Below are 19,999 nucleotides of genomic sequence, written 5' to 3'. Positions count from 1 at the left end.
CCTCGGGACGCGCTACAGCAGCGCCGCCGACCAGCTGCCGCAGCGCAGCGCTCCGACCCCCTGCCGCAGCGCGGCGCCCCGCCGCCCCGCTACCGCAGCGCCCACCCGCCCCGCCGTCCCCCGACAGCTGCCGTGAACGCGAGGTCGTCGCCGTGCTCACGCTCCTGGAGGTCCGCCGGGGTACGGGAAGGCGGGCCGCGTGACGGACCCCGGCCGGCCGCGGCCTCGGACGCTCCCTGACGTGGGCCCTCCTCGGCCGGACCCGGTGCCCGGCGTCGTCCACAGCCTCGCCGGAGTGTCAGCGCCCGCCAGTAGGGTGTGAGACATGGCCGACCCCTCCAGCTACCGCCCCAAGCCGGGACAGATCCCGGACTCTCCGGGGGTGTACAGGTTCCGTGACGAGCACCGCCGGGTGATCTACGTCGGAAAGGCGAAGAGCCTGCGCCAACGCCTGGCGAACTACTTCCAGGACCTGGCGGGCCTGCACCCGCGCACGCGCACGATGGTGACCACCGCCGCGTCCGTGGAGTGGACGGTGGTGTCCACGGAGGTCGAGGCCCTGCAGCTGGAGTACTCCTGGATCAAGGAGTACGACCCCCGGTTCAACGTCAAGTACCGCGACGACAAGAGCTACCCGTACCTCGCGGTGACGATGAACGAGGAGTTCCCGCGCGTGCAGGTGATGCGCGGTCACAAGAAGAAGGGTGTCAGGTACTTCGGGCCGTACGCGCACGCGTGGGCGATCCGCGACACCGTCGACCTCCTGCTGCGCGTCTTCCCCGTCCGCACCTGCTCGGCCGGCGTCTTCAAGAACGCCGCCCGCACCGGCCGCCCCTGCCTGCTCGGCTACATCGGCAAGTGCTCGGCGCCCTGCGTCGACCGGGTCTCGGCCGAGGAGCACCGGGAACTCGCCGAGGAGTTCAGCGACTTCATGGCCGGCCGGACCGGGACGTACCTGCGCCGCCTGGAGAAGCAGATGATGGAGGCGGCCGAGGAGATGGAGTACGAGCGGGCCGCCCGCCTGCGCGACGACATCGAGGCCCTGAAGAAGGCCATGGAGAAGAACGCGGTCGTGCTCGCCGACGCGACCGACGCCGACCTCATCGCGATCGCCGAGGACGAGCTCGAAGCGGCCGTGCAGATCTTCCACGTCCGCGGCGGACGCGTGCGCGGTCAGCGTGGCTGGGTCACCGACAAGGTCGAGGAGATCACCACCGGCGCCCTCGTCGAGCACGCCCTCCAGCAGCTCTACGGCGAGGAGACCGGCGACTCCGTCCCCAAGGAGGTCCTCGTCCCCGCGCTGCCCGATCCCGTCGAGCCGGTCCAGGAGTGGCTCACCGGACGCCGCGGGTCCAACGTCTCCCTGCGCATCCCGCAGCGGGGCGACAAGAAGGCCCTCATGGAGACCGTGCAGCGCAACGCCCTTCAGGCTCTCGGACTGCACAAGACCAAGCGCGCCTCCGACCTGACCACGCGCTCGCGTGCCCTGGAGGAGATCGCCGAGGCCCTCGACCTCGACAGCGCCCCGCTGCGGATCGAGTGCTACGACATCTCGCACCTTCAGGGCGACGACGTCGTGGCCTCCATGGTCGTCTTCGAGGACGGTCTGCAGCGCAAGAGCGAGTACCGCCGCTTCCAGATCAAGGGCTTCGAGGGCCAGGACGACGTCCGCTCCATGCACGAGGTGATCACCCGCCGCTTCCGGCGGTACATCGCCGAGAAGGAGAAGACCGGCGAGTGGGTGGACGACGGCTCCTCCCAGGTCGACTCCCGGGTCGACCCCCCGGCCGGCTTCCCGGACGGCTCCGCGCAAGGCGGCTCCCTCGGCGACACCCTGGACGCCGCCGGCAACACCCTGACCGAGGACAACGGCCGCCCCAAGAAGTTCGCCTACCCGCCCCAGCTCGTCGTCGTCGACGGGGGGCAGCCGCAGGTCGCGGCCGCCAAGAGGGCCCTGGACGAGCTCGGCATCGACGACATCGCCGTCTGCGGTCTCGCCAAGCGCCTGGAGGAGGTGTGGCTGCCGGGGGAGGACGACCCGGTCGTCCTGCCCCGCACCAGCGAGGGCCTCTATCTCCTCCAGCGGGTCCGTGACGAGGCTCACCGCTTCGCGATCAGCTACCAGCGCACCAAGCGGGGCAAGCGGTTCCGGGCCAGCCCCCTCGACGACGTCCCGGGGCTCGGGGAGACGCGCAAGCAGGCGCTTCTGAAACATTTCGGCTCGTTGAAGAAACTTCGCTCTGCCACCATCGACCAGATCTGCGAGGTACCCGGCATAGGCCGCAAAACGGCTGAGACCATCGCCGTGGCCCTCGCCCAGGCGGCACCGGCCGCACCCGCGGTGAACACAGCTACTGGAGAGATCATGGAAGAGGAACCCGGCACCATGGGTTCCACAGGGGAGCCCGTGACGGCGGGCACCCCGGACGAACGACGGGGGCAGGAGACATGAATGTGAACGAGCACGACGGACAACAGAGCCACACCGGAGACGGAGCACAGGTGAGCACGGGCGCGACCACCGACAACGCCGGGATCCCCGACGTGGCCATCCCCGAACTGGTAATCATCTCCGGGATGTCCGGGGCCGGCCGGTCGACCGCCGCCAAGTGTCTGGAGGACCTCGGCTGGTTCGTCGTCGACAACCTGCCGCCCGCGCTGATCCCCACCATGGTGGAGCTCGGCGCCCGCTCCCAGGGCAATGTCGCCCGGATCGCGGTCGTCGTCGACGTCCGGGGCCGCCGCTTCTTCGACAATCTGCGCGAGTCCCTCGCCGACCTCGAGGCCAAGCACGTCACCCGGCGGATCGTCTTCCTGGAGTCCTCCGACGAGGCCCTGGTCCGCCGCTTCGAGTCGGTGCGCCGCCCGCACCCCCTCCAGGGCGACGGCCGCATCGTCGACGGCATCGACGCCGAACGCGAGCTGCTGCGCGAGCTGCGCGGCGACGCCGACCTGGTCATCGACACCTCCAGCCTCAACGTCCACGAACTGCGCGCCAAGATGGACGCCCAGTTCGCCGGCGAGGAGGAGCCCGAGCTCAGGGCGACCGTCATGTCCTTCGGCTTCAAGTACGGCCTCCCCGTGGACGCCGACCTGGTCGTGGACATGCGCTTCCTGCCCAACCCGCACTGGGTCCCGGAGCTGCGCCCCTTCACCGGCCTCAACGAGGAGGTGTCGGCGTACGTCTTCAACCAGCCCGGCGCGAAGGAGTTCATCGACCGCTACTCCGAGCTGCTCCAGCTGATCGCCGCGGGCTACCGCCGCGAGGGCAAGCGGTACGTGACGATCGCGGTCGGCTGCACGGGCGGCAAGCACCGCTCCGTCGCCACCTCCGAGAAGCTCGCCGCCCGACTCGCCTCCCAGGGCGTGGAGACGGTGGTCGTACACCGGGACATGGGACGGGAATGACCGGACGTTCTCCGCGGCTGAGCAGGCTGCGCCGGGTCGTGCCCGAGGGACGCGCGACCCGGCCCGTGGAGGCCCGCGGCGCCAGGCCGCGCCGCCGCGGTGCCCAGCCCAAGGTCGTCGCCCTCGGCGGCGGCATGGGCCTGTCCGCCTCGCTCGCCGCACTGCGCCGGATCACCGGCGACCTCACCGCCGTCGTGACCGTGGCCGACGACGGCGGCTCCAGCGGGCGCCTGCGCGACGAGCTGGGTGTGCTGCCCCCCGGCGACCTGCGCAAAGCCCTGGCGGCGCTGTGCGGCGACGACGACTGGGGCCAGACCTGGTCCCGGGTCATCCAGCACCGCTTCCACTCCCAGGGCGACCTGCACGATCACGCGGTCGGCAACCTGCTGATCGTCGCCCTGTGGGAGCAGCTCGGCGACCACGTCCAGGCCCTCGACCTGGTCGGCAGACTGCTCGGCGCGCACGGGCGCGTGCTGCCCATGTCGGCCGTGCCCCTGGAACTCCAGGCCCTGGTCAAGGGGCACGACCCGGAGCGGCCCGAGGACGTGGACACCGTCCGGGGGCAGGCCACCGTCGCCCTCACCCCCGGCGAGGTGCAGTCCGTGCACGTCGTACCGCACGACCCGCCCGCCGTCCCCGAGGCGGTGGCCGCCGTCCTGGACGCGGACTGGGTGGTGCTCGGCCCCGGCTCCTGGTTCTCCTCGGTCATCCCGCACCTGCTGGTCCCCGAGCTGCTGGACGCGCTCACCCAGACGAAGGCGCGCCGGGTACTCTCGCTGAACCTCGCGCCGCAACCCGGAGAAACCGATGGCTTCTCCCCGCAGCGTCATTTGGAGGTTTTGGGACGACACGCCCCTAAACTCGCCCTGGACGTGGTGCTGGCCGACCAGGCCGCCGTGCCCGACCGTGACTCGCTGACCGATGCCGCCAAGCGGCTCGGCGCCGCGGTCGAGCTGGCCCCGGTGGCCCGGCCCGACGGAACCCCGAGGCACGACCCGGAGCTGTTGGCCGCCGCGTACGACCGTATTTTTCGGATGCATGGAAGGATCGGCCCATGGCGATGACGGCAGCGGTGAAGGATGAGATCTCCCGGCTCCCCGTCACCCGTACCTGCTGCAGAAAGGCGGAGGTCTCCGCCATTCTGCGGTTCGCCGGCGGCCTCCACCTGGTGAGCGGGCGCATCGTGATCGAGGCGGAGCTGGACACCGCGATGGCGGCTCGTCGGCTCAAGCGGGACATTCTGGAGATCTTCGGGCACAGCTCGGAGCTGATCGTGATGGCACCGGGCGGACTGCGCCGCGGCTCGCGGTACGTGGTGCGCGTGGTCGCCGGCGGTGACCAGCTGGCCCGCCAGACCGGCCTGGTCGACGGGCGTGGCCGGCCGATCCGCGGTCTGCCCCCGCAGGTCGTCTCCGGCGCCACCTGCGACGCCGAGGCCGCCTGGCGCGGGGCCTTCCTGGCGCACGGCTCGCTGACCGAGCCGGGGCGCTCCTCCTCCCTGGAGGTGACCTGCCCGGGTCCGGAGGCCGCGCTCGCCCTGGTCGGCGCGGCCCGCCGGCTCTCCATCGCCGCGAAGGCCCGCGAGGTGCGCGGCGTGGACCGGGTGGTCGTCCGGGACGGCGACGCGATCGGCGCGCTGCTCACCCGGCTCGGCGCCCATGAGTCGGTGCTGGCCTGGGAGGAGCGCCGGATGCGCCGCGAGGTGCGCGCGACGGCGAACCGTCTCGCCAACTTCGACGACGCCAACCTGCGCCGCTCGGCCCGCGCGGCCGTCGCCGCCGGAGCCCGGGTCCAGCGCGCGCTGGAGATCCTCGGCGAGGAGGTCCCCGAGCACCTCGCGGCCGCGGGGCGCCTGCGCATGGACCACAAGCAGGCCTCCCTGGAGGAGCTGGGCGCGCTCGCCGACCCGCCGCTGACCAAGGACGCCGTCGCGGGCCGTATCCGCCGACTGCTGGCCATGGCCGACAAGCGGGCCCAGGACCTCGGCATCCCGGGCACGGAATCGAGCCTCACCGAGGAGATGGCCGACAACCTCGTGGGCTGATCCGCTCTCAGAAAGCCGGTGTCGCTGCTCCCTTGGAGTGACGGCACCGGCTTTCGCGTGTGTGTGAGGACCCCTTGACTGGATCATGAACTGTCATGAGCCTGGCATCTGTTCGCTGCTGTGGCGGACCAACGCAAGGGGGGCACATGAGACGAAGAGCGAGACCGATCCTCGCTGTGGGCGCGCTCCTTCTCGGCGGCGCGGGCATCGCACCCATCGCCCAGGCCGCCGAGAGCGCCGGCTCTCCCGATCCGAACGAGATCAAGGTCTTCCGGGCCGAGGTCACCAACAAGCAGGTACCCCTGCTGCTGGCGGCCGGTCAGGACGGCCATGAACTGACCGAGCAGGTACCCGCCAGGGGCACCGCGACGGTCGAGGTCTACCTCACCGACCAGCAGGCCGACAAGCTGGAGAAACAGGGCGTCGAGCTCACCGAGCACACCCTGACGGCCCAGGCCGAGAAGCGGGTCGAGGCCGCCGCCGAGGGCGTGTACCGCCCGTACAGCGGCGCCGGGAACCTCAAGGAGGAGATCCTCCGCACCGGACAGGAGAACCCCGGTCTCACCAAGGTCGTCTCCATCGGCAAGACCGTCAACGGCCAGGACATCCTCGCGCTCAAGCTCACCAAGAACGCGAAGAGGACCAAGGACGGCGCCAAGCCCTCCGTGCTGTACATGTCCAACCAGCACGCCCGTGAGTGGATCACCCCGGAGATGACCCGGCGGCTGCTCCACCACTACATCGACCACTACAAGACCGACAAACGCATCAAGAAGATCGTCGACACCACCGAGCTGTGGTTCGTCGTCTCCGCGAACCCCGACGGCTACGACTACACCTTCCGGAGCGACGACACCCGCCTGTGGCGCAAGAACCTGCGGGACAACAACACCGACGGCACCATCGCGGTCGGTGACGGCGTCGACCTCAACCGCAACTTCTCCTACAAGTGGGGCTACGACAACGAGGGTTCGTCACCCACCCCCACCAGCGATACCTACCGCGGTCCCGGCCCCGGCTCCGAGCCCGAGACGAAGGCCATCGACGCCTTCCAGAAGCGGATCGGGTTCACGTACGGCATCAACTACCACTCCGCCGCCGAGCTCATCCTCTACGGCGTCGGCTGGCAGGTGGCCACCGACAGCCCCGACGACGTGCTCTACAAGGCGCTCGCCGGCACCCCCGACAACCCCGCCGTCCCCGGCTACCGGCCGCAGGTCTCCTCGGAGCTGTACACCACCAACGGCGAGGCGGACGGCCACGCGTCGAACGTCAACGGGCTGGCGATGTACACCCCCGAGATGTCGACCTGCCAGACCGCGTCGGACCTCGACCCGAACGACCGGTGGAACGCGTCCGACTGCCAGTCGGTCTTCCACTTCCCGGACGACGAGAAGCTGATCCAGCAGGAGTTCGAGAAGAACGTCCCGTTCGCGCTCTCGGTCGCCGAGTCGGCCGTCACTCCCGACCGGCCGAAGTCCTCGCTCGGACTGACGGCCGCCGACTTCACCCCGAAGCCGTTCACCACGTCGTACTCCCGCGGCGCGGACCAGGAGGTCGCCGTCGTCGTACGCAGGTCCGTGCGCGACAAGGAGCTCAGGTACCGCGTCAACGGCGGCAAGGTCGAGGACATGGCGCTCAGGGCCTGGAAGGGCGGCGAGACCTACGGCGGTGACGACAACCTCTACTTCGACGAGTACCGCGCGAAGGTCGCCGACGGCGATCCGGGCGACAAGGTCGAGGTGTGGTTCACCGGCCGGACCAGGAGCGGGAAGCGCACCTCCAGCGAGCACTTCACGTACACGGTCGCCGAACGCCCGCGCGCGGACACGCTCGTGGTCGCCGAGGAGGGCGCGACCGCGGCCCAGGCGCAGACCTACGTCGAGGCGCTGAAGGCCAACGGCCGCAAGGCGGTCGTCTGGGACGTGGCGGCCCAGGGCGCGCCGGACGCGCTCGGTGTCCTGGACCACTTCAGGACGGTCGTGCACTACACGGGCGCGAGCGTCCCCGGCAACGCCACCCAGCTCCAGCTGCGCGCCTTCCTCAACGAGGGCGGCAAGCTGATCGAGGCGGGCGAGCGGGCGGGCGGCACCGTCGACCTCGGCGGCGGCACCCTGTCGAACGACTTCAGCCAGTACTACCTGGGCGCGTACTCCCGTACGTCCCTGCCGGGCGTGACGGCCTTCCAGGGCGCCGGCGCACTCGCCGGGGCCGGCGGTCCGCTCGGGGCCGCCCCGGGCAACCCGCTGGACACCGCCGGGTCCTTCAGCGTCACCTCGGACAACCTGCCGGTCGCCACGTTCCCGCAGTTCGCCAGTGCGGGCGCGGGCACCTACCCCGGCACGGTCAACCCGTACGGGCCCTACGAAGGCGCCTCCATGGCGGCCGTCACGCACACCGACTACGCCTGGAACCGGCTCACCCGCACCATCGACCTCACCCAGGTGACCGCCGCACAGGCGCCCACGCTCCGCACCCGCCTGCTGTGGAGCACCGAGGAGGGTTACGACCACGCCGTGCTGGAGGCGCACACGGCCGGCAACGACGACTGGACCACGCTCCCGGACAAGGACGGCAGGACCAGCAGCGCCGTACCGGCGGAGTGCGAGGCCGGGTACTTCATCGCGGCCCACCCCGCGCTCAAGCGGTATCTGACGCTCGGTGCGGACGCCTGCACGCCCACCGGCACCAGCGGGCGGTGGAACAGCTTCACCGGCGCGTCGGCCGGCTGGCAGGAGGTGTCCTTCGACCTCTCCGCGTACGCCGGGAAGACGGTCGAGGTCTCCCTCAGCTACATCACCGACCCCGGTTCCGGCGGTCGCGGTGTCCTCGCCGACAACGCGTCCGTGGTCATCGGCGGCCAGGCCACGGAGACCGAGGGCTTCGAGACGTCGCTGGGCGCCTGGAGCGTTCCGGGGCCGCCCGCGGGCAGCCCGCCGGTCGTGAAGGACTGGGCGCGCACCGGGGAGCTGTTCAAGACGTACGGCGCCACCACCACGGACGACACCGTGCTGCTGGGCTTCGGCCTGGAGCACGTCACCGCGGCGGCCGACCGTGCGGCCCTGATCCGCAAGGCGCTCACCGCGGTCGGAGGGTGAACACGGCGGTCGACGACGGCTGACCCTCCGTAACCGTTTCGAGTGAACGGGTCTTCCGGCCCGGGCGGTCCGTACCCCTACTGGCGGGTACGGACCGCCTGCCCATGTATGCGGCATCTCGATGTCACTCCGGAGGCATCGGAGAGGTAGGGTCGTAGGCGGTCGGGGACATCCCAAACAGAGCTCGCCGGCACCGCATGGCCGGCTACCAACGAGGAGATCGGTTCGTGACGATCCGCGTAGGCATCAACGGCTTCGGTCGTATCGGTCGCAACTACTTCCGCGCGCTGCTGGAGCAGGGCGCTGACATCGAGATCGTGGCTGTCAACGACCTGGGTGACACTGCCACCACCGCTCACCTGCTGAAGTACGACACCATCCTGGGCCGCCTCAAGGCCGAGGTCACCCACACCGCCGACACCATCACGGTCGACGGACACACCATCAAGGTGCTCTCCGAGCGCAACCCCGCCGACATCCCGTGGGGTCAGCTGGGCGTCGACATCGTCATCGAGTCGACCGGCATCTTCACCAAGAAGGCCGACGCCGAGAAGCACATCGCGGGCGGCGCCAAGAAGGTCCTCATCTCGGCTCCGGCCAAGGACGAGGACATCACCATCGTGATGGGCGTCAACCAGGACAAGTACGACGCGGCCAACCACCACGTCATCTCCAACGCGTCCTGCACCACCAACTGTGTGGCGCCGATGGCCAAGGTCCTCGACGAGAACTTCGGCATCGTCAAGGGTCTGATGACGACGGTCCACGCGTACACCAACGACCAGCGCATCCTGGACTTCCCGCACTCGGACCTGCGTCGCGCCCGCGCCGCCGCCGAGAACATCATCCCGACCACGACGGGCGCCGCCAAGGCCACCGCCCTGGTCCTCCCGCAGCTCAAGGGCAAGCTCGACGGCATCGCGATGCGCGTCCCGGTCCCGACCGGCTCGGCCACCGACCTGGTCGTGGAGCTCCAGCGCGAGGTCACCAAGGACGAGGTCAACGCGGCGTTCAAGAAGGCCGCCGACGACGGCGACCTCAAGGGCATCCTCGTCTACACCGAGGACCCGATCGTCTCCTCGGACATCGTGAGCGACCCGGCCTCCTGCACCTTCGACTCCTCCCTGACCATGGTCCAGGAGGGCAAGTCGGTGAAGATCCTCGGCTGGTACGACAACGAGTGGGGCTACTCCAACCGCCTCGTCGACCTCACGGTCTTCGTCGGCAACCAGCTCTGACCGACAGAGCAGGCAGCTTGATGTGAGTCAGGGCCCGGGCGGCGCAGGGACGCGCAGCCCGGGCCCTGACTCGCGTACAGAACGGCCCTCTTAGGATCACGAGCGATCCGAGTACCACACCCTCCTCGGGAGTCCCTTCCATGAAGACGATCGACGAACTCCTCGCCGAAGGAGTAGGCGGCAAGCGGGTCTTCGTCCGCGCCGACCTCAACGTGCCGCTGGACGGCACGACCATCACCGACGACGGCCGTATCCGCGCCGTGGTGCCCACCGTGAAGGCGCTGGCGGAGGCGGGCGCCCGCGTGGTCGTCGCCTCCCACCTGGGCCGCCCCAAGGGCACCCCGGACCCGGCCTTCTCCCTCGCGCCCGCGGCCTCCCGCCTGGGTGAGCTGCTCGGCGCCGACGTGGCCTTCGCGACCGACACGGTCGGCGAGTCCGCCACGGCCACCGTCGCCGGCCTCACCGACGGCCGGGTGGCGGTCATCGAGAACCTCCGCTTCAACGCCGGCGAGACGTCCAAGGACGACGCCGAGCGCGGCGCCTTCGCCGACCAGCTGGCCGCCCTCGCCGACGTCTACGTCGGTGACGGCTTCGGCGCGGTGCACCGCAAGCACGCCTCCGTGTACGACCTCCCCGCCCGGCTGCCGCACGCCGCGGGCTACCTCATCGCGAACGAGGTCGCCGTCCTGAAGAAGCTGACGGACGAGGTCCAGCGGCCCTATGTCGTCGCCCTCGGCGGCGCCAAGGTCTCCGACAAGCTCGCCGTCATCGACCAGCTCCTCGGCAAGGCCGACCGCATCCTCATCGGCGGCGGCATGGCGTACACCTTCCTCAAGGCCAAGGGCCACGAGATCGGCAAGTCGCTCGTCCAGGAGGACCAGATCCCGGCGGTCCTCGAGTACATCGAGCGCGCCGAGAAGACCGGCGTCGAGCTGGTGCTCCCCGTCGACGCGGTGGTCGCCCCCGCGTTCCCGGACCTCAAGACCAAGGCCCCGGCGGACGCCACCACCGTCGCCGCGGACGCCATCCCGGCCGACCAGATGGGCCTGGACATCGGCCCGGGCTCCGGAAAGCTGTACGCCTCGAAGATCGCCGACGCCGCCACCGTCTTCTGGAACGGCCCCATGGGCGTCTTCGAGCACCCCGACTTCGCCGAGGGCACCAAGGCGGTCGCCCAGGCCCTCCTCGACTCCCCGGGCTTCACGGTCGTCGGCGGTGGCGACTCCGCCGCGGCCGTCCGCATCCTGGGCTTCGACGAGAACGCATTCGGCCACATCTCGACCGGCGGCGGCGCCTCCCTCGAATACCTCGAGGGCAAGACGCTCCCCGGCCTCGCCGCACTGGAGGACTGACCCTTTATGAGCACGCGCACGCCGCTGATGGCGGGCAACTGGAAGATGAACCTCAACCACCTCGAGGCCATCGCGCACGTCCAGAAGCTCGCCTTCGCCCTCGCGGACAAGGACTACGAGGCCGTCGAGGTCGCCGTCCTGCCGCCCTTCACCGACCTGCGCTCCGTGCAGACCCTGGTCGACGGCGACAAGCTCAAGATCAAGTACGGCGCCCAGGACATCTCGGCGCAGGACTCCGGTGCCTACACCGGTGAGATCTCCGGCTCGATGCTGGCCAAGCTGAAGTGCACGTACGTGGCCGTCGGCCACTCCGAGCGCCGCCAGTACCACGCGGAGACCGACGAGATCGTCAACGCCAAGGTCAAGGCCGCCTACAAGCACGGCCTGACCCCGATCCTGTGCGTCGGCGAGGAGCTGGACGTCCGTGAGGCGGGCAACCACGTCTCCCACACCCTCGCCCAGGTCGAGGGCGGTCTGAAGGACCTCCCCGCCGAGCAGGCCGAGTCCGTCGTGATCGCCTACGAGCCCGTGTGGGCCATCGGCACCGGCAAGGTCTGCGGCGCCGAGGACGCCCAGGAGGTCTGCGCCGCCATCCGCGGCAAGATCGCCGAGCTGTACACCCAGGAGCTGGCCGACCTGGTCCGCATCCAGTACGGGGGCTCCGTGAAGTCGGGCAACGTCGCCGAGATCATGGCGCAGGCCGACATCGACGGTGCGCTCGTGGGCGGTGCCTCGCTCGATGCCGACGAGTTCGTCAAGATCGTGCGCTTCCGCGACCAGTAAGTATGCGGTAGCGGCGATCCGTCGTACCCTTGCGGGGGCACAGCCCGGTGGCTGTGCCCCTGTCGTCCATCCAGATCCGAGGAAGTTGGTCCAGCCGTGGTTATGGGGTTCTCGATCGCCCTGATCGTCTTCAGCGGGCTGATGATGCTGCTGGTGCTCATGCACAAGGGCAAGGGCGGCGGCCTCTCCGACATGTTCGGCGGCGGCATGCAGTCCTCCGTCGGCGGCTCGTCCGTCGCGGAGCGCAACCTCGACCGGATCACCATCGTGGTCGGTCTGCTGTGGTTCGCGTGCATCATCGTGCTCGGCCTTCTCATGAAGACGAACAACTGACCGGCACGCACTTTCCGTACGTAAGGCCCCATGTTCGGTACGCGCCCCTGAGCGCGGCCTATCATGGGGCTTGCGTCTAGGTGTGAGGGTTGTAACTCCAACCACTGGACGTGCGTTGGGCCTTACGTAGACTGAGGCGCTCGCAACGAGGCGAAACGCCGACTCGCTTCGCGGCACCATCACGCAGGGAGTTACGACCGTGGCAAGTGGCAACGCGATCCGAGGAAGCCGGGTCGGGGCGGGGCCGATGGGCGAGGCCGAGCGTGGCGAGTCCGCGCCCCGGCTGCGCATCTCCTTCTGGTGCTCCAACGGGCACGAGACGCAGCCCAGCTTCGCCAGCGACGCGCAGGTCCCCGACACCTGGGACTGCCCGCGCTGCGGCTTCCCCGCCGGACAGGACCGGGACAACCCGCCGGACCCGCCGCGCACCGAGCCGTACAAGACGCACCTGGCGTACGTACGGGAGCGGCGCAGCGACGCGGACGGCGAGGCGATCCTCGCCGAGGCGCTCGCCAAACTGCGGGGCGAGATCTAGGAATTGACAGCCGGCCAGGCACCGAGAGGTGCCTGGCCGGAGCTGTTCTCGCCCCCGATCCGTCGCCGTGGTCCCGGTTGTCCACAGCCCGGACCGAGTGTCAGTGGCGACCTCTACGGTTTGTGCATCGCTTCGGTGCGGACGAATCGTGAGGGGGAGCTGTGGCGACGGTTCAGGCTGCGGGTGTACAGGTGCCCGCGTGGCGTGGGGGATTTGGGCGGTTGTGGAGCGCCGCCGTGCTCTCCAGTTTCGGTGACGCGCTGCGGACGGCGGCGTTGCCCCTGCTGGCCGCCACCCTGACCGACGAGCCCCTGGCGATAGCGGTGGTCACCGCCTGCGGCTATCTGCCCTGGGTCGTCTTCGGGCTGCTCGGCGGCGCCGTCGCCGACCGCGTGGACCAGCGGCGCGCGATGTGGATGGTCGACGCCGTACGAGGCCTGCTGGTCGCCGGATTCGCGGTGGCCGTCGCGCTCGGGCAGGCCTCCATCGGTCTGCTGATCGCGCTGGCCTTCGCCCTGACCACCCTTCAGACGTTGTTCGACAACGCGTCCACCGCCCTGCTGCCCGCACTGGTGGACGGCGAGGCCCTCGGCAGCGCCAACGCCCGCCTGATGACCGGGCAGAGAATCGCCGGCGGGCTGCTGGGCGCCCCGATCGTGCCCCTGCTGCTGGTGGTCGGCGCACCCGTGCCCTTCGTCGCCGACGCCGCCACCTTCCTGGTGGCCGCGGCCCTGGTGGCCTCCCTGCGCACCGCCGGCCCCGCCCGGAAGCCGAGACCGGCCGGCAGCACCCTGCGCCGGGAGATCGCGGAGGGGCTGCGCACCCTGCGCGGGGACCGGGCCCTGCGCGGTCTGTGCGCGGCCACGGCGCTGTGCAACGTCGGAGTGGGCGCCCTCATCGCCACCATGGTGCTGCTGGCGACCGACTGGGTCGGCGCGGGCCACGCCGGGTTCGCGGCGGCGACCACCGCCTACACCGTGGGCTCCCTGGCCGGGGGAGCGCTCAACCGCCCCCTGGTCTCCCGCGCCGGTCGGGTGCGGGCGATACTCCTCGCCGGGACCGTGCAGATCGGCGCGCTCGTCGTGATGGGGTCGGTGCGCAGCCTGACCGCGCTGGTGGCGGCGATGGCCGTCTTCGGACTCATGGGCATGGTGTGGAACGTCAACACCACGACCCTCATGCAGCAGCGCAGCCCCGCCGAGATGCTGGGCCGGGTCAGCTCGGCCTTCCGCACCCTGGCCGTCGCCGGCGCACCGCTCGGCGCGCTGCTCGGCGGTGTCGTCGCGACCGCCTGGGGCCTCAACACCCCGGCGCTGCTCGCCGCCGGGTTCTTCGTCCTGTCCGTCGTCTCGTTGACACCCGCGCTCAAGCCGGACGTACCTGAGGTCGCGCCGCGCGAGGGTGCCACGACAGCCCATGTCCCGCGCTGATCAACAGCTGTTGACGGCGAACTTGCGCCGTCTGGAGCATCGACTCCTTCGACCCCGGCGCTTGTCGCCAAGTGCCGGGAGCTGCGCGGTCGTTGACGGTCGCCGTCCGTAGGGAAAGTGGGCGGCGCATAGCTGTCCGCTTCCCGTAGAATCCCCGACGATCATGGAAGCCATGGCTCGGGGGAGGGCGAAGTGGCTGGTTCGCAAGGCGGTTGGACGGGCGGCGCGCTGACGGCGGGACCGCTGTGGAAACCGAAGTACGCGGCGCGCGCGGTGTTCCACCCGGCGTGGATCCCTCAGTCCGTCGACCCGGCGGTGGAGCAGCTGAAGAAGATCCGCCTCGTCGCCGGGACGGTCGCGGCGATCGGCGTCTACACCGTCGTCGAGGGCGGTTTCGCCTTCGAGGAGATGCTGGAGAACATGCTGACGGCGTCGGTCGTCCTGCTGTTCATCACACCGCTGACGGTCGCCGTGATGCTCTTCGTGTGGCGGCGGGCCGACGGCTCGGTGAGCGGCCTGAAGCCGTCGCTGTTCAACTCGCTGAAGCTGCTGCTGCTCTTCGTGGGTTCGATCGTGCTCACGGTCGTGATGCTGCGAGCGGCGGGCGGCGCCGGGTTTTTCGTCCTGCTCCTCGGCCCGCTGGTGCTGTGGATGATCGGTTTCGTGGCCCGCGGCGCCTGGCACGTCGGCGCGAACTTCTTCGGCACCGCGGGTGTGCACCGCGCTCTGCCGCCCCTGCTCGCCTCGGTCACGGCCTGGCTGATGGCCATTCCCGACCTTGTCACGGGCGACCTGCACGGGCTGGGCCTCGGTATGGGCGTCCTGTTCATCCTGGGCGCCCCGACGACGGTCACGGCGATCGCGCTGCTGGAGATGCGGCGCCTGGACCGCCGGTACGGCATCCGACTGGCGGCCCACCCGGCCACCCTGCCCCGGCTCACCCCGCCCCCGCCGATGCCCCCGAACGCCCCGCCGATGCCGCCGGGCGGGCCGACGCCCCCGTACGCGCCGCCGTACGCGCCGCCGCAGGGAAATCCGTACGGGCCGCCCGCCGGGAGCCCGTACCACCCGGGCAATCCCTACAACCAGGGCAGTCCTTACGGGCCGGGGCCGCACGGGCGCTGAGGCGGTGTGCGGCTGGACGGCCTCACCGACGCCCGCCCGGTCTTCCGCGCCCTCCTCCAGCGGGCCGGGAGAGATCCCGGCCCGCTGGAGGCACTGGAGCGGTCGGGCCGCTGTCGCTGTGCAGCGGGCCCGGTCCGCTCAGGGCGATGCCGGCGGGTACAGCGAGCGCGGCAGTTGGGAGGCCGCCGCCGAGTCCAGGAGCCAGAGCGTGCGCCGGCGGCCCCGTGCGCCGGACGCCGGGGCCTGGATCTCACCCGCGCCCGAGAGCGCGATCGCCGCGGCACCGGCCTTGTCCTCACCGGCCGCCAGGAGCCACACCTCACGGGCGGCCCGGATGGCGGGCAGGGTCAGGGTGACCCGGGTCGGCGGGGGCTTCGGCGCGCCGTGCACACCGACCACCGAGCGCTCGATCTCCCGTACCGCCGGCAGCTCCGGGAACAGCGAGGCGACATGCGTGTCCGGACCGACGCCCAGCATCAGCACGTCGAAGGTCGGCACCGCGCCGTGGTTCTCGGGGCTCGCGGCGCAGGCTAGTTCCTCGGCGTAGGCGGCCGCGGCGGCGTCGACATCGGCGCCGTACGGACCGTCCGAGGCGGGCATGGCGTGCACCCGCTTCGGGTCGAGCGGCACCGCGTCCAGCAGGGCCTCACGGGCCTGCGTGACATTGCGGTCCGGGTCGCCCTCGGGCAGGAACCGCTCGTCGCCCCACCACAGGTCGAGACGGCCCCAGTCGATCGCGTCCCGCGCGGGGGCCGCCGCCAGGGCGGCCAGCACGCCGTTGCCGTTGCGGCCGCCGGTGAGGACCACGGACGCCGAGCCCCGGGAGGCCTGCGCGTCCACGATCTTCGTGATCAGGCGGGCCGCGGCGGCCTGCGCCATCAGTTCCTTGTCGTGGTGCACGACCAGCTGTGGAGTGCTCACTTGGCCGCCGCCTTCCTCGAAGAAACCGTGGCCCGCTTGGCGGCCGCCTTCTTCGCGGGCGCCTTCGCGGCCTTCTCGACGGGCGTCCCGACCGCCTCCGCAGCGGTGGCCTCGGCCACGGGCGTCCCGGCCGCGGCGGCAGCGGGGTTGAGCCGCTCCACGCCGAACCGCAGCGCCGAGGCGTACGTGTCGTCCGGGTCGAGCCGCCGCAGCTCCTCCGCGATCAGCTCGGCCGTCTCGCGCCGCTTGAGCGCCACCGCACGATTCGGCTGGCCCTCGATGGACAGTGTCGCCAGCGAGCCGTCGGCGCGGTCCAGGGTGATCGGGCCGTGATCGGTGTCCATGCGGACCGCGGTGAGCCCGGGGCCCGCCGACAGCGAGCGCCTGACCGGGACGTCCAGCCGGTCCGCGAGCCACATCGCAAGGAGCTCACAGCTCGGGTTGAACTCCTCGCCCTCCACCTCGACGGCGTTGACGTCGACGGTGACCTGGTCCAGGGCCGCGGCCAGCATCGAGCGCCAGGGCGTGATGCGGGTCCACGACAGGTCGGTGTCGCCGGGCGTGTAGGTGTCCGCGCGGGCACCGAGGTCCCGCACCGGCTGCTCGGAGGCGTAGGTGTCGGTGACCCGGCGCTGGGCGAGCGCGCCCAGCGGGTCGTTCGCCGGGTCCAGCGGGGCGTCCACCGGCCACCAGACGACCACGGGGGCGTCCGGCAGCAGCAACGGCAGGACGACGGACTGGGCGTGCTCGACGACCTCGCCGTGCAGCCGCAGCACCACGGTCTCGCCGGTGCCCGCGTCCGCGCCCACCCGCACCTCGGCGTCGAGGCGGGACTGGGTGCGGTCGCGGGGGGTGCGGGAGACGCGCTTGACGACCACGAGCGTGCGCGAGGGGTGCTCGCGCGACGCGTCGTTGGCGGCCTTCAGAGCGTCGTACGCGTTCTCCTCGTCCGTGACGATGACCAGCGTGAGCACCATGCCGACGGCCGGCGTGCCGATGGCCCGACGGCCCTGCACCAGCGCCTTGTTGATCTTGCTGGCCGTGGTGTCCGTGAGGTCTATCTTCATGGCCGGCGCCAGCTCCGTCCCTCTCGTGCGAGCATTTCGTCCGCCTCGACCGGGCCCCAGGTGCCGGCCGGGTACTGGGCCGGCTTGCCGTGCTGGTCCCAGTACTCCTCGATCGGGTCGAGGATCTTCCAGGACAGCTCGACCTCCTCGGTGCGCGGGAAGAGGTTGGAGTCGCCGAGCAGGACGTCGAGGATGAGCCGCTCGTAGGCCTCGGGGGAGGACTCGGTGAACGACTCGCCGTAGGCGAAGTCCATCGACACGTCCCGGATCTCCATGGACGTGCCCGGCACCTTCGAACCGAAGCGGACCGTGATGCCCTCGTCGGGCTGGACGCGGATGACGATCGCGTTGGAGCCCAGCTCCTCGGTGGCCGTCGAGTCGAAGGGGGAGTGCGGCGCCCGCTGGAACACCACCGCGATCTCGGTGACGCGGCGGCCCAGACGCTTGCCGGTGCGCAGGTAGAAGGGGACGCCCGCCCAGCGGCGGTTGTCGACCTCCAGCTTGATCGCGGCGTAGGTGTCCGTCTTGGACTTGGCGTTGATGCCCTCCTCCTGGAGGTACCCGACCGCCTTCTCACCGCCCTGCCAGCCCGCCGCGTACTGACCGCGCACGGTGTCCCGGCCCAGGTCCTTCGGCAGCCGGACCGCGCCGAGCACCTTGGTCTTCTCGGCGGCCAGCGCGTCCGCGTCGAAGGAGGCGGGCTCCTCCATGGCGGTGAGCGCCATCAGCTGGAGCAGGTGGTTCTGGATGACGTCACGGGCGGCGCCGATGCCGTCGTAGTAGCCGGCCCGGCCGCCGATGCCGATGTCCTCGGCCATCGTGATCTGTACATGGTCCACGAACGACCGGTTCCAGATCGGCTCGAACATCTGGTTGGCGAAGCGCAGCGCCAGGATGTTCTGGACGGTCTCCTTGCCCAGGTAGTGGTCGATGCGGAAGACCTGGTCCGGGGCGAAGACCTCGTGGACGACCTGGTTGAGCTCCTCGGCCGACTTCAGGTCGTGCCCGAACGGCTTCTCGATGACCGCGCGGCGCCAGGAGCCGGAGGACTGGTCGGCGAGACCGTGCTTCTTCAGCTGCTGGATGACCACGGGGAAGGAGCGCGGCGGCACCGACAGGTAGAAGGCGAAGTTGCCGCCCGTGCCCTGGGCCTTGTCGAGCTCCTCGATGGTGCCGCGCAGCCGCTCGAAGGCGTCGTCGTCGTCGAAGGTGCCCTGGACGAAACGCATCCCCTGGATGAGCTGCTGCCAGACCTCCTCGCGGAACGGCGTACGGGCGTGCTCCTTGACGGCGTCGTGGACCTCCTTCGCGAAGTCCTCGTGCTGCCACTCCCGCCGGGCGAAACCGACCAGCGAGAAACCCGGCGGCAGCAGACCCCGGTTGGCGAGGTCGTACACGGCGGGCATGAGCTTCTTCCGGGACAGATCGCCCGTGACGCCGAAGATGACCAGGCCCGACGGCCCCGCGATACGCGGGAGCCGTCGGTCGGCGGGGTCACGAAGCGGGTTCGCCCCGGAACCGGAAAAGGCCGGCAAGGTCTCAGTCCTCCGAGGGGGCGAGGCGCTGCAACTCCGCCTCGGTCGACTTCAGCAGGTCGTTCCAGGCCGCCTCGAACTTCTCGACGCCCTCGTCCTCGAGGAGCTGCACGACCTCGTCGTAGGAGATCCCGAGCTTCTCCACGGCGTCGAGCTCGGCACGGGCCTGCTCGTAGGTACCGGCGACGGCGTTGCCGCGGATCTCGCCGCTCTCCTCGGTGGCCCGCAGCGTGGCCTCCGGCATGGTGTTGACCGTGTTCGGCGCCACCAGCTCGTCGACGTACAGGGTCGCCTTGTAGGCGGGGTCCTTCACGCCGGTCGAGGCCCACAGCGGGCGCTGCTTGTTGGCCTGCGCCTTGTCGAGGGCGGCCCAGCGGTCGGAGGAGAAGACCTCCTCGTACGCCTGGTAGGCGAGGCGCGCGTTGGCGAGGCCGGCCTTGCCGCGGGCGGCCTTGGCCTCGTCGGTGCCGAGCGCGTCGAGGCGCTTGTCGATCTCGGTGTCCACGCGGGACACGAAGAAGGACGCCACGGAGTGGATCTTCGACAGGTCCAGGCCGCGCTCCTTGGCCTTCTCCAGACCGGCCAGGTAGGCGTCCATGACCTCGCGGTAGCGCTCCAGCGAGAAGATCAGCGTGACGTTGACGCTGATCCCGAGGCCGATGACCTCGGTGATCGCCGGGATGCCGGCGCGGGTGGCCGGGATCTTGATGAGGGTGTTGGGACGGTCCACCAGCCAGGCGAGCTGCTTGGCCTCGGCGACCGTCGCCTTGAGGTTGTGGGCCAGGCGGGGGTCGACCTCGATCGACACCCGGCCGTCCTGGCCGCCGGTGGCGTCGAAGACCGGGCGCAGGATGTCGGCGGCGTCCCGGACGTCCGCCGTCGTGATCATGCGGAGGGCCTCTTCGACGGACACCTTGCGGAAGGCCAGGTCGGAGAGCTGCTGGTCGTAGCCGTCGCCCTCGGAGATCGCCTTCTGGAAGATCGAGGGGTTGGTGGTGACGCCCACGACGTGCTGCTGGTCGATCAGCTCGGCGAGGTTGCCGGACGTGATCCGCTTGCGCGACAGGTCGTCCAGCCAGATCGCGACGCCTTCTTCGGAGAGGCGCTTGAGTGCGTCTGTCATGGAATTA

16 protein-coding genes are annotated in these 19,999 nt (G+C 70.6%); 12 read left to right on the top strand and 4 right to left on the bottom strand.

Going from position 1 to position 19,999, the window contains the following annotated elements; genetic code table 11:
- Positions 1-325 precede the first annotated feature (325 nt).
- The 12 genes from uvrC to ACZ56U_RS30320 all read left to right on the top strand — a co-directional run bounded on the left by uvrC (position 326) and on the right by ACZ56U_RS30320 (position 15,346).
- Entirely contained in the window at positions 326-2,452 is a 2,127-nt protein-coding gene (uvrC, locus tag ACZ56U_RS30375) for an excinuclease ABC subunit UvrC (RefSeq protein ID WP_469087154.1), read from the top strand.
- On the top strand, positions 2,449-3,408 hold the full coding sequence (gene rapZ, locus ACZ56U_RS30370) for an RNase adapter RapZ (RefSeq protein WP_469087153.1): 960 nt from the start codon (positions 2,449-2,451) through the stop codon (positions 3,406-3,408). The genes uvrC and rapZ overlap by 4 nt, the downstream gene beginning before the upstream one ends.
- On the top strand, positions 3,405-4,472 hold the full coding sequence (locus ACZ56U_RS30365) for a gluconeogenesis factor YvcK family protein (protein ID WP_469087152.1): 1,068 nt from the start codon (positions 3,405-3,407) through the stop codon (positions 4,470-4,472). Before rapZ ends, ACZ56U_RS30365 begins: the two co-directional genes overlap by 4 nt.
- On the top strand, positions 4,463-5,452 hold the full coding sequence (gene whiA / locus ACZ56U_RS30360) for a DNA-binding protein WhiA (RefSeq protein WP_362261733.1): 990 nt from the start codon (positions 4,463-4,465) through the stop codon (positions 5,450-5,452). The genes ACZ56U_RS30365 and whiA overlap by 10 nt, the downstream gene beginning before the upstream one ends.
- 146 nt (positions 5,453-5,598) lie before the next feature.
- The gene (locus ACZ56U_RS30355) at positions 5,599-8,550 is read left to right on the top strand and encodes a M14 family metallopeptidase (RefSeq protein WP_469087151.1); all 2,952 of its coding nucleotides are present in this window, start codon (positions 5,599-5,601) and stop codon (positions 8,548-8,550) included.
- A 227-nt stretch (positions 8,551-8,777) separates the two neighbouring features.
- Positions 8,778-9,788 carry a type I glyceraldehyde-3-phosphate dehydrogenase gene (gap, locus tag ACZ56U_RS30350; RefSeq protein WP_046261779.1) on the top strand — a complete coding sequence of 337 codons (1,011 nt, stop codon included), beginning with the start codon at positions 8,778-8,780 and terminating at the stop codon, positions 9,786-9,788.
- 140 nt (positions 9,789-9,928) lie between these two features.
- A complete protein-coding gene (locus tag ACZ56U_RS30345; protein WP_469087150.1) occupies positions 9,929-11,140 on the top strand; it encodes a phosphoglycerate kinase in 1,212 nt (403 codons plus the stop codon).
- Between the two features lie 6 nt (positions 11,141-11,146).
- Complete coding sequence (gene tpiA / locus ACZ56U_RS30340) at positions 11,147-11,923, top strand: triose-phosphate isomerase (protein WP_391230310.1); 777 nt, start codon at positions 11,147-11,149, stop codon at positions 11,921-11,923.
- Positions 11,924-12,025: 102 nt separating this feature from the next.
- Positions 12,026-12,256, top strand: a complete 231-nt coding sequence (gene secG / locus ACZ56U_RS30335) for a preprotein translocase subunit SecG (protein WP_194080280.1) — start codon at positions 12,026-12,028, stop codon at positions 12,254-12,256.
- Positions 12,257-12,455: 199 nt separating this feature from the next.
- Positions 12,456-12,791 carry an RNA polymerase-binding protein RbpA gene (locus ACZ56U_RS30330; protein ID WP_003957010.1) on the top strand — a complete coding sequence of 112 codons (336 nt, stop codon included), beginning with the start codon at positions 12,456-12,458 and terminating at the stop codon, positions 12,789-12,791.
- A gap of 161 nt (positions 12,792-12,952) precedes the next feature.
- A complete protein-coding gene (locus ACZ56U_RS30325; RefSeq protein ID WP_469087149.1) occupies positions 12,953-14,221 on the top strand; it encodes an MFS transporter in 1,269 nt (422 codons plus the stop codon).
- A gap of 192 nt (positions 14,222-14,413) precedes the next feature.
- On the top strand, positions 14,414-15,346 hold the full coding sequence (locus ACZ56U_RS30320; RefSeq protein WP_469087148.1) for a hypothetical protein: 933 nt from the start codon (positions 14,414-14,416) through the stop codon (positions 15,344-15,346).
- 138 nt (positions 15,347-15,484) lie between these two features.
- Here the strand turns inward: ACZ56U_RS30320 and pgl are convergent, their stop codons facing one another.
- The 4 genes from pgl to tal are packed head-to-tail and all read right to left on the bottom strand — an operon-like array spanning position 15,485 to position 19,992.
- Positions 15,485-16,267, bottom strand: a complete 783-nt coding sequence (gene pgl, locus ACZ56U_RS30315) for a 6-phosphogluconolactonase (RefSeq protein ID WP_469087147.1) — start codon at positions 16,265-16,267, stop codon at positions 15,485-15,487.
- Positions 16,264-17,334, bottom strand: a complete 1,071-nt coding sequence (gene opcA / locus ACZ56U_RS30310) for a glucose-6-phosphate dehydrogenase assembly protein OpcA (RefSeq protein WP_469087146.1) — start codon at positions 17,332-17,334, stop codon at positions 16,264-16,266. Before opcA ends, pgl begins: the two co-directional genes overlap by 4 nt.
- Positions 17,331-18,869 carry a glucose-6-phosphate dehydrogenase gene (gene zwf / locus ACZ56U_RS30305; RefSeq protein WP_469087145.1) on the bottom strand — a complete coding sequence of 513 codons (1,539 nt, stop codon included), beginning with the start codon at positions 18,867-18,869 and terminating at the stop codon, positions 17,331-17,333. The genes opcA and zwf overlap by 4 nt, the downstream gene beginning before the upstream one ends.
- Positions 18,870-18,873: 4 nt before the next feature.
- Positions 18,874-19,992 carry a transaldolase gene (gene tal / locus ACZ56U_RS30300; protein ID WP_469087144.1) on the bottom strand — a complete coding sequence of 373 codons (1,119 nt, stop codon included), beginning with the start codon at positions 19,990-19,992 and terminating at the stop codon, positions 18,874-18,876.
- Between the last annotated feature and the right edge of the window lie 7 nt (positions 19,993-19,999).

The organism is Streptomyces sp. NPDC034103 (assembly GCF_055575395.1).
The sequence above is the reverse complement of the archived record's forward strand: the minus strand, read 5'-3'. Positions and strand labels throughout refer to the sequence as shown.